12 protein-coding genes are annotated in these 14415 nt (G+C 64.1%); 8 read left to right on the forward strand and 4 right to left on the reverse strand.

Annotated features, from left to right (window positions below):
- The first annotated feature begins 149 nt into the window (after positions 1 to 149).
- The 3 genes from NKH22_RS03945 (at position 150) to NKH22_RS03955 (ending at position 3296) form a co-directional block, all read left to right on the forward strand.
- Positions 150 to 1073: a sulfite exporter TauE/SafE family protein gene (locus tag NKH22_RS03945; RefSeq protein WP_023669608.1), complete on the forward strand. Its 924-nt coding sequence runs from the start codon at positions 150 to 152 to the stop codon at positions 1071 to 1073.
- On the forward strand, positions 1073 to 1864 hold the full coding sequence (locus NKH22_RS03950; protein WP_023821548.1) for a TIGR02186 family protein: 792 nt from the start codon (positions 1073 to 1075) through the stop codon (positions 1862 to 1864). Before NKH22_RS03945 ends, NKH22_RS03950 begins: the two co-directional genes overlap by 1 nt.
- A 175-nt stretch (positions 1865 to 2039) precedes the next feature.
- Positions 2040 to 3296, forward strand: coding sequence for an Hsp70 family protein (locus NKH22_RS03955; RefSeq protein ID WP_023821547.1), 1257 nt, complete (start codon positions 2040 to 2042; stop codon positions 3294 to 3296).
- 4 nt (positions 3297 to 3300) lie between these two features.
- On the opposite strand, the gene NKH22_RS03960 is transcribed toward NKH22_RS03955, so the two are convergent.
- Positions 3301 to 4200, reverse strand: coding sequence for a LysR substrate-binding domain-containing protein (locus NKH22_RS03960; RefSeq protein ID WP_023711418.1), 900 nt, complete (start codon positions 4198 to 4200; stop codon positions 3301 to 3303).
- A 278-nt stretch (positions 4201 to 4478) separates the two neighbouring features.
- Here NKH22_RS03960 and NKH22_RS03965 point away from each other — a divergent pair, with 278 nt between their 5' ends.
- Genes NKH22_RS03965 through NKH22_RS03975 form a run of 3 tightly spaced genes read left to right on the forward strand, consistent with a single transcriptional unit; the run spans position 4479 to position 9073 of the window.
- Positions 4479 to 7409: a molybdopterin oxidoreductase family protein gene (locus NKH22_RS03965; RefSeq protein ID WP_023821546.1), complete on the forward strand. Its 2931-nt coding sequence runs from the start codon at positions 4479 to 4481 to the stop codon at positions 7407 to 7409.
- The gene (locus NKH22_RS03970) at positions 7406 to 8134 is read left to right on the forward strand and encodes a 4Fe-4S dicluster domain-containing protein (RefSeq protein ID WP_023821545.1); all 729 of its coding nucleotides are present in this window, start codon (positions 7406 to 7408) and stop codon (positions 8132 to 8134) included. Before NKH22_RS03965 ends, NKH22_RS03970 begins: the two co-directional genes overlap by 4 nt.
- Positions 8135 to 8137: 3 nt before the next feature.
- Positions 8138 to 9073, forward strand: a complete 936-nt coding sequence (locus NKH22_RS03975) for a dimethyl sulfoxide reductase anchor subunit family protein (protein ID WP_023821544.1) — start codon at positions 8138 to 8140, stop codon at positions 9071 to 9073.
- A gap of 12 nt (positions 9074 to 9085) precedes the next feature.
- On the opposite strand, the gene NKH22_RS03980 is transcribed toward NKH22_RS03975, so the two are convergent.
- Complete coding sequence (locus tag NKH22_RS03980; RefSeq protein WP_023821543.1) at positions 9086 to 9964, reverse strand: LysR substrate-binding domain-containing protein; 879 nt, start codon at positions 9962 to 9964, stop codon at positions 9086 to 9088.
- 94 nt (positions 9965 to 10058) lie between these two features.
- Here NKH22_RS03980 and NKH22_RS03985 point away from each other — a divergent pair, with 94 nt between their 5' ends.
- A complete protein-coding gene (locus tag NKH22_RS03985) occupies positions 10059 to 11030 on the forward strand; it encodes a quinone oxidoreductase family protein (RefSeq protein WP_352909003.1) in 972 nt (323 codons plus the stop codon).
- A 4-nt stretch (positions 11031 to 11034) separates the two neighbouring features.
- On the opposite strand, the gene pdeM is transcribed toward NKH22_RS03985, so the two are convergent.
- Together pdeM and NKH22_RS03995 are read right to left on the reverse strand one after the other, a co-directional pair.
- Positions 11035 to 11751, reverse strand: coding sequence for a ligase-associated DNA damage response endonuclease PdeM (pdeM, locus tag NKH22_RS03990; RefSeq protein WP_023669598.1), 717 nt, complete (start codon positions 11749 to 11751; stop codon positions 11035 to 11037).
- Positions 11748 to 14252: a ligase-associated DNA damage response DEXH box helicase gene (locus NKH22_RS03995; RefSeq protein ID WP_245262675.1), complete on the reverse strand. Its 2505-nt coding sequence runs from the start codon at positions 14250 to 14252 to the stop codon at positions 11748 to 11750. Before NKH22_RS03995 ends, pdeM begins: the two co-directional genes overlap by 4 nt.
- On the opposite strand from NKH22_RS03995, the gene NKH22_RS04000 reads away from it, so the two are divergent.
- Positions 14160 to 14354 (forward strand): hypothetical protein, encoded by a 195-nt coding sequence (locus tag NKH22_RS04000; protein WP_245260071.1) that lies wholly within the window; start codon positions 14160 to 14162, stop codon positions 14352 to 14354. The two genes, NKH22_RS03995 and NKH22_RS04000, sit on opposite strands and share 93 nt — an antisense overlap.
- Positions 14355 to 14415 lie beyond the last annotated feature (61 nt).

A 14415-nucleotide genomic window follows, 5' to 3' on the forward strand; every position in this document is an offset into this window, starting at 1 on the left:
TGTTAACTGCTTGAGATGTTTTTTGTTTCGGTAGGGCGGCGGGGTTTGATCCCACTGCCCCGGCGGTGCAAGAAAGAATTGGCTTTTCGGTGCGACAATGCCCTGGAATGGCTGCAATCGCCGACAGGCAAACTGATCGAGACTGACGGGTGGGCATCTATCTCCCGATCGCGGAAATTTCCGTCAACGTCTTCGTGCTGCTGGCAATGGGCGCGGCGGTGGGTTTCCTGTCGGGCATGTTCGGGGTCGGTGGCGGCTTTCTGATCACGCCGCTCTTGATCTTCTACAACATCCCGCCGGCAATCGCCGTTGCTACCGGCGCCAACCAGGTTATCGCCTCCTCCTTCTCCGGCGCGCTGTCGCACATGAAGCGCGGCACGCTCGACTTCAAGCTCGGCGGGGTGCTGCTGGCCGGCGGCATCGTCGGCTCGACCGGCGGTATCTTCGTCTTTGCCTTCCTGCGTCGGCTCGGCCAGCTCGATTTGTTTATCTCACTGCTTTACGTCGTGCTGCTTGGCACCGTCGGCGGGCTGATGCTGGTCGAGAGCGTCAATGCGCTGCGCGCGACGCGCAGCGGTGCGGCGCCGGTCTTGAAGAAATCCGGCCAGCACAACTGGATCCACCGGCTGCCGCTAAAGATGCGCTTCAGGGCCTCGAAGCTGTTCGTCAGCGTCATTCCGGTGCTGGGGCTCGGCGCCGGCATCGGCTTCCTATCGTCGATCATGGGTGTCGGCGGCGGCTTCATCATGGTGCCGGCGCTGATCTATCTCTTGAAAGTGCCGACCAACGTCGTCATCGGCACCTCGCTGTTCCAGATCATTTTCACCTCGGCCTACACCACGCTGGTCCACGCCACCACCAACCAGACGGTCGACGTCATGCTTGCCTTCCTGCTGATGGCGGGCGGCGTTGCCGGCGCGCAATATGGCGCCAAGGCAGGACAGAAGCTGCGCGGCGAACAGCTCAGGGCACTGCTGGCGCTGCTGGTGCTGGCGGTTGCCATCCGGCTTGCCATCGATCTCTTCGTCACGCCGCCAAACCTCTATTCGCTGACCGCCGCGGGCCTGAACTGATGCCGCGGTGGGGGATTTTTTCGGCCGCCGCCTTGCTTTTCGCCCTCGCTCTGCCGGCGGCAGCGCAATCGCCGAACCCCTTGCCGGAAGGCATCCAGATCGGTCTCTCCACCGACGCCGTGTCGATCACCGCCGGTTTTTCCGGCGCCGACCTGACCATTTTCGGTTCGCTGGAAAATCCCGACCCGCTGGTCGCGCGACAGGGGCGCTACGACGTCATCGTCGTGCTCGAAGGCCCGCCGCGGCCGGTGGTGGTGCGCCGCAAGGACCGCGTGCTCGGCGTCTGGGTCAATCTGGAATCCGAGACCTTCGAGAACGTGCCGGTATCCTACTCCGTCGCCACGACGCGGCCGCTGCAGGACATCACCGAACCCAACAGCTACAAGCAGCTGTCGCTCGGCGCCTCCAACCTTTACATGCAGCCGGCCGAGGTAACCGACAGTCCGGCGACGATCGAGGAATTCACCGTGGCGCTGCGCGAGCGCAAGGCGGCGATCGGCCTCTATAGTGAGAATGTCGGCGGCGTGCAGTTCCTGTCGCAGAACCTGTTTCGCGCCACGGTGCGGCTGGCGCCCAACGTCCCGGTTGGAACGCATAAAGCCCGCGCGTTCCTGTTCAAGAGCGGCCTGTTCCTCAAGGAAAGCTCGGCCCAGCTCGAAATCCGCAAATCGGGTTTCGAACAGTCGATCTTCCGCGTCGCGCATGATTACTCCTTCCTCTACGGCGTCTTCTCCGTGTCGCTGGCCATGATCACCGGCTGGCTGGGCAGGCTGATCTTCCGCAGGGATTGACGCGCACGACCCATTTCCGGGGAAAGGGGGTTCCCCTTTTCTCAGTCTTGCGATAGACCGCCGCCTCCCAACCCTCGGGTTACACGCACAATCATTCGGCAGAACGGTCCGGCCTCTGGACGGCGCGCGTCTTGCGACGCCTGCCACAGCGACGACCCAATGACAGGAGGCTGCAATGCACCAGGCATTTGGCGGCATCGATTTCGGCACGTCCAATTCTACGGTGGGAGTGATCCGCAACGGCCAGGCACGGCTGGTGGCGCTGGAAGGTGAACAGCCGACATTGCCAAGCGCGGTTTTCTTCAACTTCGAGGACGGTCACACCTATTTCGGCCGCCGCGCCATTGCCGACTACACCGATGCCATCGAAGGCCGGCTGATGCGGTCGCTGAAGAGCGTGCTCGGCAGTTCGCTGGCGCATGAGAAGACGCGGATCAAGGCCCGGCAGATCGGTTTCATCGACATTGTCGGCATGTTCGTCGGCCATTTGAAGAAGCGGCTTGAGGAAGATGCCGGCGCTCCGGTGGAGAACGTTGTGCTCGGCCGGCCGGTGCAATTCGTCGACGACGATGTGGAAGCCGATGCCAAGGCGCAAAGCGAGCTTGAAAAGGCGGCGCGCGCGCAAGGCTTCAAGCACATCGCCTTCCAGTTCGAACCGATCGCGGCAGCGCTCGACTATGAGCAGGACGTGAAGCGCGAGGAACTGGCGTTGATCGTCGACATGGGCGGCGGCACGTCCGACTTCTCGATCGTGCGCGTTTCGCCGCAACGCGCCCGCTCACGCGACCGCAAGGACGATATCCTGGCCAACCGCGGCATCCATATCGGCGGCACCGATTTCGACCGGCTGCTCAGCATTGCCCATGTCATGCCCAAGCTCGGCTATCTGACGTCGACAAAAGACGGCAAGCGCAACCTGCCGGCGAGCTATTTCATTGATCTCGCGACGTGGCAACGCATCAACCTCGTTTACACCGCCAAGGCGATGACGCATCTGAGGCAAGTCCGCTTCGAGGCCGTCCGCGCCGACCTAGTCGACCGCTTCATCCATATTGTCGAGCACCGTTACGGCCATGCGCTGGCCGGCCTCGTCGAACGAGCCAAGATCGCGCTGACGGATCAGGCTTCGGCTGATGTGACGGTGGCGCTGCCCGGCGCGCGTTTTGCAGCCGAGATCACGCGCACTGGCCTGGAGAAAACGATTGCAGCCGACATCGAGCGGGTGTCCGCTACGGTGCGGCAGACGATTGCCGATGCCGGCATAACGGCCTCTGCGATCACCGCCGTATTCCTCACCGGCGGTTCGACCGCGATCCCGCTGGCACGGCGTGAAATCCTGTCGCTGGTGCCGCAAGCCGCCGTTATCGAGGGCGACATGTTCGGCTCGGTCGGCCTTGGCCTGGCGCTGGATGCGCAGCGGAAGTTCGCCTGATCGCTTACGCCGGATTGCTGACGGCTCCAGCGCCGAGATGCGCCTTGAGCGCCATCTGGGCCAGGCTTGCCTGGCGGTCACGATGGGTGATCATGGCGAAGTCGCGCTTCGGCAGTTCGAGCGGCACCGACCGGAGACTGCCCTCGGCGACGGCGCGTCCGACGACGAGGTCCGAGATGATGGTGGCGCCGGCGCCGGCCTCGACCGCCTGGCGAACCGCCTCGTTGCTCGGCAGCACCAGAAATATCTGCAGGTCGCCAAGCGATATCCCCTCGCGGCGGGCCAGGTCCTCCAGCACCTCGCGCGTGCCCGAACCACCCTCACGGATGATCCAGCGCAGCCCTCTGATATCCGGGCGGCCCGGCGCGATCTCGGCGATTTCCGGATGCGAGGCGGCGACGACCAGCATCAACCTGTCGACGTCGACCTTGGTGCGGCGGAGGATGTCTGACTCGGTGCGCCCCTCGACCAGACCGAGATCGGCGGTGCCGTCGAGCACATTGGCCTCGACCTGCCTGGTGTTGCCGATGCTGACGCTTAAGCGCACCGCCGGGTAGGCCTCGTGGAAAGAGGCCAGCCTGCGCGGCAGCCAGTAGCTGGCGATGGTCAGGCTGGCGGCGATCGACAGGCTGCCGGCGACCGTCTGCGAGACATGCTCCAGCACATTTCGGGCGGCGGCGGCACGTTCCAGCACCGCCTTGGCCTCGGGCAGGAAACGGTGGCCGGTCTGAGCCAGCTCGATGTTGCGGCCGACACGGTTGAACAGATGAACGCCATGCTGCTCTTCGAGCGCGCGGATGGCCGCCGACGCCGCCGACTGGGAGATGCCCAAAAGCTCCGCCGCCTTGGTCATATGGCCGCGTTCGGCAACGGCAACGAAAATGCGCAACTGGTCCAGCGTCATGTGTGCATTAAGAACCAATTCCGATCGAATTTACAAGAACAACTAATTAGACGGATCGATAGGTTTATTCTACTTTTTCTGCCGAAGTTAGCAAAACTTCGCCAACAAGTCGCGGCCAACAAAATGATCGGGCGGTTCAGATCCCTGTTTGCGCATTGGACCCGTGCCCTCAGGCGGCGGCTGGCCGGCGACCGCTATCATCCTGAAGAACACTATATGCGTGGCCCCGGACCGAAGACGCGGGCCAAATTCGCAGGTAGCAAAAGCACGCCGGCATCATGAACCCAGCTGCGCCGCGCGGAGCCAATTCCGCACCGTCGCAACGGCCGCTTGGCTATACACGCGCGCCTGATGAAGGCGACGGCGTCGACACCTCGCCCGCTATCTCCGACAGCATCGCCAAGACCACCTGTTATATGTGCGCCTGCCGGTGCGGCATCGACGTCCACATCAAGGACGGCAAGGTGCGCTACATCAACGGCAACAAGGACCATCCGGTTAACCGCGGCGTAATCTGCGGCAAGGGTAGCTCCGGCATCATGCAGCACTACAGCCCGGCGCGGCTGAAGAAGCCGCTGTTGCGCAGCGGCCTGCGCGGCTCGGGCGAATTCCGCGAGATCGAGTGGGAGGAAGCGTTTTCGATTGCGACCGGGCGGCTATCGAATATCCGCCGGACCGATCCGAAAAAGCTCGCCTTTTTCACCGGGCGCGACCAGTCGCAGTCGCTGACCGGCTGGTGGGCGAGCCAGTTCGGCACGCCGAACTTCGCCGCCCATGGCGGCTTCTGCTCGGTCAACATGGCGGCCGGCGGGCTCTACACGATCGGCGGCTCGTTCTGGGAGTTCGGCGAGCCGGACTGGGACAATGCGAAATACTTCATGCTGTTCGGCGTCGCCGAGGACCATGATTCCAACCCGATCAAGATCGGCTTGGGTAAACTCAAGGCGCGCGGCGCCAAGGTGGTGTCGATCAACCCGTGCCGCACGGGCTACAACGCGATTGCCGACGACTGGATCGGGATCCGGCCCGGCACCGACGGCCTCTTCGTCTTCGCCCTCATCCACGAACTGCTCAAGGCAGGCCGCATCGATCTCGATTATCTGCTCCGCTACACCAACGCCCATGTGCTGGTCATCCAGGAGCCGGGCGCGGTCGATGACGGGCTATTCCTGCGCGACAGCGACAACAATATTCTCGCGTGGGACAGAGTGGCGAAGACAACCGTCAACGCAGCCGATGCGGATGCGAAGCCGGCGCTGACCGGCAGCTTCACGTTCGCCGGCCGCCGCTGCGTGCCGGTGTTTCGGCTTATCGCCGACCGCTACATGGACGACAGCTACGCACCCGATGCGGTCGCGGCACGATGCGGCATTCCGGCCGACACCATCCGCCGGATCGCCGCCGAACTCGCCCACGTCGCCTTCGAACAGACGATCGAACTGCCGGTTGCGTGGACCGACTGGGCCGGACGGCGGCACGAGACGATCAAGGGACGGCCGGTGTCGATGCATGCCATGCGCGGCATCTCGGCCCACTCCAACGGCTTTCACTCCTGCCGCGCCATCCACCTGCTGCAGGTGCTGCTCGGCACGGTGGACGTGCCCGGCGGCTTCCGTTTCAAGCCGCCCTACCCGCGCTCGGCGCCGCCGGGACCGAAGCCGGCCGGCAAGGTGGTCAAGCCGATGACGCCGCTGGGCGGTATGCCGCTCGGCTTCGTCTGCGGGCCGGACGATCTCCTGGTCGACGAGGCCGGCACGCCTTTGCGCATCGACAAGGCTTATTCCTGGGATGCGCCGCTCGCCGCGCATGGGCTGATGCATACGGTCATCCGAAATGCGTGGGCCGGTGACCCGTACCCGATCGACACGCTGATGATGTACATGTCGAACATGGCTTGGAATTCCTCGATGAACACCGTCGAGACCATTGCCATGCTCACCGACCATGACGAAGCGGGTAACTACAAGATCCCCTTCATCATCTATTCCGACGCCTATTATTCCGAGACGGTGCCGTTCGCCGATCTGGTGCTGCCCGACACCACCTATCTCGAACGTCACGACTGCATCAGCCTGCTCGACCGGCCGATCAGCCATGCCGACGGGCCGGGCGACGCGATCCGCCATCCGGTGGTAGAACCGGACCGAGATGTCAGGCCGTTCCAATCGGTGCTGATCGAACTTGGCGCTCGGCTTGGCCTGCCCGGCTTCGTCGAGGACGATGGCTCGGCCAGATATGCCGATTATGCCGACTACATCGTCAATCACGAACGCACGCCCGGCATTGGCCCGCTCGCCGGCTGGCGCGGCAAGGACGGCACGTCTGTCGGCAAGGGCGAAGTCAATCCCGACCAGCTGCAGCGCTACATCTACAATGGCGGCTTCTGGCACCAGGATTTTGCTGAGGACCAGCGCTATTACAAGATGGCCAACCGCTCCTATCTCGACTTCGCAGAGCAGATGGGGTTCATCCCCAAGGCCGAGCCGATCGTGTTCCAGCTCTATTGCGAACCGATGCAGCGCTTTCGCCTCGCCGCGCGCGGTCATGGTCGCGTCCAGCCGCCCGAGAGCGAACGCCAGCGCATCGAGACCTATATGGATCCGCTGCCGTTCTGGTTTACCCCGTTCGAAGAGGCCGCGGTCGATCCGCAGAAATACCCGCTGCATGCGCTGACGCAGCGGCCTATGCACATGTATCATTCCTGGGGCTCGCAGAATGCGTGGCTGCGGCAAATCACCAGCCAGAACCGCCTGTTCGTGCACCACCAGACCGCGGCAGTTCTCGACCTGGCCGACGACGACTGGGTGTGGATCGAAAGTATCAACGGCCGGGTGAAGGGACAGATCAAGCTGGTCGACGGGGTCAATGCGGATACGGTCTGGACCTGGAACGCCATCGGCAAAAGGCGCGGCGCCTGGGGTCTGAAGGACAACGCTGCCGAGAGCAATCGCGGCTTCCTGCTCAACCACATTATCGGCGACCAGACATCGGCTGACGCGAAAGGCAAACGCTATTCGAATTCCGATCCGGTGACCGGCCAGGCGGCGTGGTTCGACCTCAGGGTACGCATTGTCAAATGCTCTGATGAGGAAGCCGGCTTCACCGAACCGCAATTCGAGCGGTTCAGCCAGCCGCCAAATGTCGAGCCTTCGCCCGACATCCTTCGCTTCGGCGCCGAGTTCCGCGTCCATAGGGAAGCCGTGGAATGACCTGCCTTCCCGCCCATACAGACAAGAAGCTTGGCCTGGTCATCGACCTCGACACCTGCGTCGGCTGCCAGGCCTGCGTCACCGCCTGCAAGGAGTGGAACACCGGCGGCCACATGGCGCCACTGACCGACATCGACCCCTATGGCGGCCGTGTCGACGGCGTCTGGTTCAACCGCGTGCACAGCTACGAGCACACGACCGAGGCGGGCGGGCGCACGGTCAACTTTCCGCGCTCCTGCCTGCATTGCGAGACGCCGGCCTGCGTCACCGTCTGCCCGACCGGCGCCTCCTACAAGCGGGCATCGGACGGCATCGTGCTGATCGACGAAAGCAAATGCATCGGCTGCAAACTGTGCAGTTGGGCCTGCCCCTATGGCGCGCGCGAATTCGATACCGACGTCGGCGTGATGAAGAAATGCACGCTGTGCGTCGACCGTATCTACAACGACAATCTGGCCGAGGAAGACCGCGTGCCGGCCTGCGTTGCCGCCTGCCCGACCAGCGCCCGGCATTTCGGCGACCTCGGCGATCCCACCTCGGCGGTATCGCAACTGGTGGCGGAGCGTGGCGGCGTCGACCTGATGCCGGAGATGGGTTACAAGCCGACCAACAAATATCTGCCGCCGCGCGCCCAGCGCGCCGCATCGGTGCCGGCGCCAAGGCTCGAGCCAGTCGCGGTCGAAGGCGGTTTTCTTGGCTGGATCGACCGCATGCTTTCGAACTGACCAATGCATCCAGCCTTTTCCGTCGTTTTCTTCACCACTGCTACAGGAGCGGGCTACGGACTGCTGGCGCTGCTCGGCGTGCTTGGCGGACTGGGTTTTATCCCGGCCCATTTCTGGCTCGGCCTTATCGGCATGGGGCTGTCGCTCGGCCTGATCGCCGCCGGCCTATTGTCCTCGACCGGCCATCTCGGCCGCCCCGAACGTGCATGGCGCGCCTTCTCGCAATGGCGCAGTTCCTGGCTGTCGCGCGAAGGAGTGGCCTCGGTCGCGACCTTCATTCCCGCCGGGCTGTTCGGCATCGGCTGGGTGTTTTTTGGCCGCACCGGAGGCTGGATGGCCATCGCCGGGTTTTTCGCAACTATCGGCGCAATCGTCACCGTCTGCACCACCGGCATGATCTATGCCTCGCTGAAGCCGATCGCGCAGTGGCATAGCCCGTATACGCTGCCGGGCTATCTCATCTTTTCGGCGATGACCGGCAGCGTGCTGTTGAACGCGCTGCTGCAGGCTTTCGCCATCAGCCCGACCGCCGTTGCGGTAGCCGCCCTGCTGCTGACCTTGCTCGGCTGGGGCTGGAAGCTGGCGACGTGGCGATACAATGACGCGCTGGAGATTGCGAGCACCGCCAACACGGCAACGGGGCTCGCCGGGGGTACAGTGCGCTCACTGGAATGGCCGCACACCGAAGAGAACTACCTGCTCAAGGAAATGGGCTTTCGCATCGCGCGCAAGCACGGCGCCAGGCTGCGTCGTATCACGCAGGTGCTGGCTTTCGCCTTGCCTGCCCTGCTGCTTGCTGTTCTGTTCGCTTTGCCCTGGCCGTTCGCAGCGGCGCTGTCGGTGCTTGCGGCAATCGTCCAGTTTGCCGGCATGCTGGTCGAGCGCTGGCTGTTCTTCGCCGAGGCGAAGCACACCGTCACCCTCTATTACGGCCGGTAGAGCGTCCCGCCGTCAGGCGGCTCGCGCTTCTGGCGCGACGGGCAAATCCTTAAGGAGGATTTCGATCGCGGCATCGACAACAGCTGTCCTGCGGTCGTGCGCGTAAAGGCCGTATTGGACCGTGAGCGGCTCGGGCAGACCGGCTGACGTCTTCAGCACCCGCATCGAAGCGGTGCGCACCGATTCGGGCGGAAGCAGTCCAACGCCCAGTCCGTTCTCGATGGCGGCCTGAAGGCCGGTGACGCTCTGGCACGACAGGACGATCCGGTGCTCCCGGCCGGCGGCGACCAGCGCCTCGATCATCCGCCTGCGCCAAGGGCAGGTTGCGCCGAAGGCGGCGAGATCGAGTGGCCGGTCATGGTCCAGCACATAGTCTTGGGCGCAGACCCACTGCAGTTCGACGTTCCATGTCGTCACGGCATCGGCCGCGACGACGGATGTCGGGGCAATCATGACATCCAGCGCATCCTCGCTCCATAGCCGTCCGAGCGAGACGCTGTGCTCGACCATCGCGCCAAGGCTGATGTCGGGATAGGTGCGATGCAGCCGCCCGAGCGCGGCCGAAAGCGCTGCCGTCGTGACCTCCTCGGCGAGACCGATTCGCACGCCGCCGCCTATGCCGGTCTGCTGCAGACGCGCCACCGCTTCATCGCCGAGAGCCAGGATGCGGGTGGCGTATCCCAGAAAGAGCTCTCCCTCCGCAGTCGGTACGACACCGCGGCCGGTGCGCTGGAACAAGTGCCGTTGGAGCAGGCCCTCCAGCCGGCGCATCTGCATGCTCAGCGCCGATTGGGTCTTGCCGGTCTGCGCGGCGACCCTGCTCAGGCTACCCTGCCGGCAGACCGCGACATAGGTGCGGAGAAGGTCGAGGCCGATCTGTTCAGATATCATTTTGTTTGAACTCTGATGTCACCGGTATCAGTCTACAATGATATCCCGCCACGCGCTATCTCACACTCAAGGGAACAGCGCAGGGGAGAAAACCATGAAAGCGATCCGTGTTCACCGCCATGGCGGGCCAGATGTGCTCGCCTACGAAGATGTCGACATCGGCCAGCCCGGACCGGGCGAGGTGCGCGTGCGCAACCGGGCGGTCGGTCTCAATTTCGTCGACATCTATTTTCGCACCGGCGAATACGCGCCGCCCGCTCTGCCATTCATTCTCGGCAATGAAGGCGCCGGCGAAATCGTCGCCGTCGGTGAAGGCGTCAGCGGCTTCGCGCCTGGCGACCGAGTGGCCTATGTCGAGACCCTCGGCGCCTATGCCGAAGAACGCATCGTGCCGGCGCATTTCGTCGTGCATCTGCCCGACTCCATCGATTTCGAGACGGGCGCGGCCATGATGCTGAAGGGGCTGACGGCGCAATATCTGCTGCGTCGCACGTTTCGCGTCGAGGCGGGCCATACCATCCTGGTGCATGCCGCGGCGGGCGGCGTCGGACTCATCCTGACGCAATGGGCAAAGCATCTCGGCGCGACCGTCATCGGCACGGTCGGTTCACCCGAAAAGGCCGAACTTGCGCGCGCCAATGGCTGCGACCATGTCATCGAATACTGCAAAGAGAATTTCGCCGCACGGGTGAAAGAGGTCACCAACGGCGAAGGCTGCCACGTCGTCTATGACGGCGTCGGCAACGCGACCTTCCCGGCCTCGCTCGACTGCCTGCGGCCGTTCGGCACCTTCGTCAGCTACGGCACAGCGTCGGGGTCGATCCCGCCCTTCGACATCATGCTTTTGATGCAAAAGGGTTCGCTGTTCGCCACCTGGCAGTTGCTGTTCCATCATCTCGCCAGGCGTGAGGACGTCGTCGCCATGAGCGAGGATCTGTTCAGCGTCGTCCTCAGCGGCGCAGTGAAAATCCCGGTGCACACAAGCATGCCGCTTGCCGAAGTGGCGGAGGCGCACCGCCGGCTCGAAGCACGGCAGACGACAGGCGCAACCGTGCTTATACCCTAGAAACTCAGCCCGGCCGCAGCATCGAACCGGAAATGGCGAAGATGCGCGCGGCGCCCATCATATAAGCTATCAACGTCTCGCGGCGGAACAGGCCGGCATAGGCGCGGTCGAGCACGTTGAGCGAGCCGGTATAAGCGCCGAAGGCCGGCATGATCATGCGGCCGCCATCGCCGGCAAAGCAGCGCCGCCGCACCGAGCGGCCCTGCTGGACGATGCGGGCGCAAGGGTGAAGATGGCCGGCAACTTCGCCCTCGGTTCTTATCTTCGACGGCTCGTGGCGGAACAGCAGCGAGCCGATGGCGAGTTCGCGCACCGTCTCGCCGGGCAAATCCGCCGGCGCTTCCGGGTCATGGTTGCCGGCGACCCAGAACCAGTCGCGGCCGGCCATCAATGCTTCCAGCCGATCGCGGAAGGTTTGATGCATGCGCTCGGCGCCGCCGCCGTCGTGGAAGGAGTCGCCCAGGCTGATGACGATGGCCGGCTGATAGTCCGCGATTACCGCCTGCAGCCGGAGCAGAGTGGCGCCGGTATCGTAGGGCGGGATCAGTGCGCCGCGCCTGGCGAAGGACGAGCCCTTTTCCAGATGCAGGTCGGAGACCGCGAGCAGCCTCAGATCGGGGAAATAGAGCACGCCGCGCGAATCACAGACCGCGCGCTCGCCCGCGATGCCGACAAAGTCGGCCTCGGCGATCAGCGATGCCCGCGCCAGCGAAAAATTCATTCCTCAACCATCCCAGGACCCATGGCTTCCTCGACCAAAGTCGCGGCATCCATCAGCAGCGTTTCGTCGGCCTCGCCGTTCACCGGCATCTTGCCGATTTCGAGCATGATCGGCACGGCCAGCGGCGATATCTGTTCGAGTGCCTTATGCACGATTCGACCCTGGATACGCGAGAGCATGTCGGCAAGTCTGCTGACATCGAGCAGACCGGTCGCCGCGTCGGCGCGCGTCGCCTGCAGCAGGATGTGGTCGGGCTCATGGCTGCGCAGCACGTCATAGATCAGATCGGTCGAGACGGTGACCTGGCGGCCGCTTTTCTCCTGGCCGGGGTGACGTTTCTCGATCAGGCCTGAAATCAGCGCGCAGTTGCGGAAGGTGCGCTTGAGCAGCCAACTGTCGGCCAGCCAAGCCTCGAGGTCGTCGCCCAGCATGTCCTGGTCGAACAGAGCGCCAAGCGAAGGTTTCCGCGATTTGAACATCGCGCCCATATCGCCCAGCGACCAGATGGCCAATGCGTAGTCGGTGGCGACGAAGCCAAGCGGCCTGGCGCCGGCCCTGTCCAGCCGGCGGGTGAGCAGCATGCCGAGCGTCTGGTGCGCCAGCCTGCCCTCGAAAGGATAAGCGACGAGATAGTGACGGTTGCCGCGCGGAAAGGTCTCGATCAAGAGGTCGTCGCGTTTGGGCAATTCCGATTTGTCGGCCTGGAACCGCAGCCAGTCCGATACCTGCTCGGGCAGCTTCTTCCAGCGCTGCGGGTCGTCCAGCATGGCGCGCACCTGCTCGGCGAGGTAAGTCGAAAGCGGAAATTTGCCGCCGCCATAATAAGGAACCTTGGCGTCGCTTCCCGGCGCATTCGAGACGAAGCATTCGTTCTCGCGGATGCCTTCGAAGCGCAGCACTTTGCCGGCAAACATGAAGGTGTCGCCATGCGTCAGCGTTTCGAGGAAGGCCTCCTCGATCTTGCCCAGAGCCCGGCCGCCGTGCGAAGCCGAGCCTTTGCTGCCGGCCTTGACGTAACGCACATTGAGCGCCGGCACCTCGATGATGGTGCCGACGTTCAGCCGATATTGCTGCGCGACGCGGGGATTGGAGACCCGCCACATGCCGTCCTTGTTGAGGCGGATGCGGGCGTAGCGCTCGTAGTTCTTCAGTGCGTAGCCGCCGGTGGCGACGAAATCGATGACGCGGTCGAATGTCGGCCGGTCGAGGCTGGCATAGGGCGCTGCTGTCAGCACTTCCTCGTAGAGATCGTCGGCGCGAAACGGCGCTCCGCAGGCGCAGCCCAGCACATGCTGGGCCAGCACATCGAGCCCGCCATTGACCAGCGGCGGCGTATCCTGGGCGCCCAGATAGTTGGCGTCCAGCGCTGCCCGGCACTCCAGCACCTCGAAACGATTGGCCGGGATGAGGATCGCCTTCGACGGCTCGTCCATGCGGTGGTTGGCACGGCCGATGCGCTGCGCCAGCCGGCTGGCGCCCTTGGGCGCCCCGACATGCACGACCAGATCGACGTCGCCCCAATCGATGCCGAGATCGAGCGTCGAGGTGGCAACGATGGCACGTAAGGCATTGTCTCCCATCGCCTTCTCGACGCGGCGGCGCTGGGTGACATCGAGCGAGCCGTGATGCAGCGCGATCGGCAAGGTATCCTCGTTGACCCGCCACAATTCCTGAAACAGCAGCTCGGCCTGGCTGCGGGTGTTGACGAACAGCAGGGTGGTCTTGTGGCGCTTGATCTCGCGGTAGATTTCCGGCGTCGCATAGCGCGCCGAATGGCCGGCCCATGGCACGCGCTCTTCCGAATCGAGGATCGAGATTTCGGGCTTCGCGCCGCCGGTTACGACGATGAGCTCAGACATATCGGGACTTGCCAGGCCTTTGGGCGGATTCTGGCTCACCAGCCAGCGCCGCAACTCGTCGGGCTCGGCCACCGTTGCCGACAGACCGATCGTCTGCAGGCCGGGCACGATGCTGCGCAGCCGCGCCAGCCCGAGCGCCAGCAGATGGCCGCGTTTCGATGTCACCAGCGAATGCAACTCGTCGAGCACGACATAGCGCAGATCCTCGAAGAAGCGCCCGGCATCGCCGGCCGCAATCAGCAGCGCCAATTGCTCGGGCGTGGTGAGCAGGATATCGGGCGGCGCCAGCTTCTGGCGCTGCCGCTTGTGGGAAGGCGTGTCGCCGGTGCGCGTCTCGATGGTGACGGGCAGGCCGATCTCCTCCACCGGCTTGCCGAGGTTGCGCTCGATGTCGACGGCCAGCGCCTTCAGCGGCGAGATGTAGAGCGTATGGATGCCGCGCCGTGCCATACCGGCTTTGCGTCTGGGGCGGTTGGCCAGTTCGGTCAACGATGGCAAGAAGCCGGCCAGTGTCTTGCCGGCGCCGGTCGGTGCGATCAAGAGCACCGATTGCCCGGCTTGAGCCTTCGCCAGCAGCTCGATCTGGTGAGCGCGCGGCGACCAGCCTTTTTCGCCAAACCATCTGATGAATGGCTCGGGCAGAAGGACGGCGGCATTTTGTTTGGCAAGGCGCGGCTGCTCGGTCACGCGAAAGAGGTAGCGCGACGGCGCGCGATCGCCAAGGAAAATCGGAACAAAAGGTGATCGGGTGAGTTGCCCTCACCCCGTACGGGGAGAGGATGCCGGCAGGCACGTGAGGGACAGC

Source organism: Mesorhizobium sp. M1252 (genome assembly GCF_040318265.1).
Taxonomy (GTDB): domain Bacteria; phylum Pseudomonadota; class Alphaproteobacteria; order Rhizobiales; family Rhizobiaceae; genus Mesorhizobium.

Excerpts from the sequence above, each read along its gene's own strand:
- NKH22_RS03965 (WP_023821546.1), top strand. The coding sequence starts at position 4,479 with ATGAACCCAGCTGCGCCGCGCGGAGCCAATTCCGCACCGTCGCAACGG.
- pdeM (WP_023669598.1), bottom strand. The coding sequence starts at position 11,751 with ATGAATTTTTCGCTGGCGCGGGCATCGCTGATCGCCGAGGCCGACTTT.
- NKH22_RS03985 (WP_352909003.1), top strand. The coding sequence starts at position 10,059 with ATGAAAGCGATCCGTGTTCACCGCCATGGCGGGCCAGATGTGCTCGCC.
- NKH22_RS03950 (WP_023821548.1), top strand. The coding sequence starts at position 1,073 with ATGCCGCGGTGGGGGATTTTTTCGGCCGCCGCCTTGCTTTTCGCCCTC.
- NKH22_RS03970 (WP_023821545.1), top strand. The coding sequence starts at position 7,406 with ATGACCTGCCTTCCCGCCCATACAGACAAGAAGCTTGGCCTGGTCATC.
- NKH22_RS03975 (WP_023821544.1), top strand. The coding sequence starts at position 8,138 with ATGCATCCAGCCTTTTCCGTCGTTTTCTTCACCACTGCTACAGGAGCG.
- NKH22_RS03980 (WP_023821543.1), bottom strand. The coding sequence starts at position 9,964 with ATGATATCTGAACAGATCGGCCTCGACCTTCTCCGCACCTATGTCGCG.
- NKH22_RS03955 (WP_023821547.1), top strand. The coding sequence starts at position 2,040 with ATGCACCAGGCATTTGGCGGCATCGATTTCGGCACGTCCAATTCTACG.
- NKH22_RS03960 (WP_023711418.1), bottom strand. The coding sequence starts at position 4,200 with ATGACGCTGGACCAGTTGCGCATTTTCGTTGCCGTTGCCGAACGCGGC.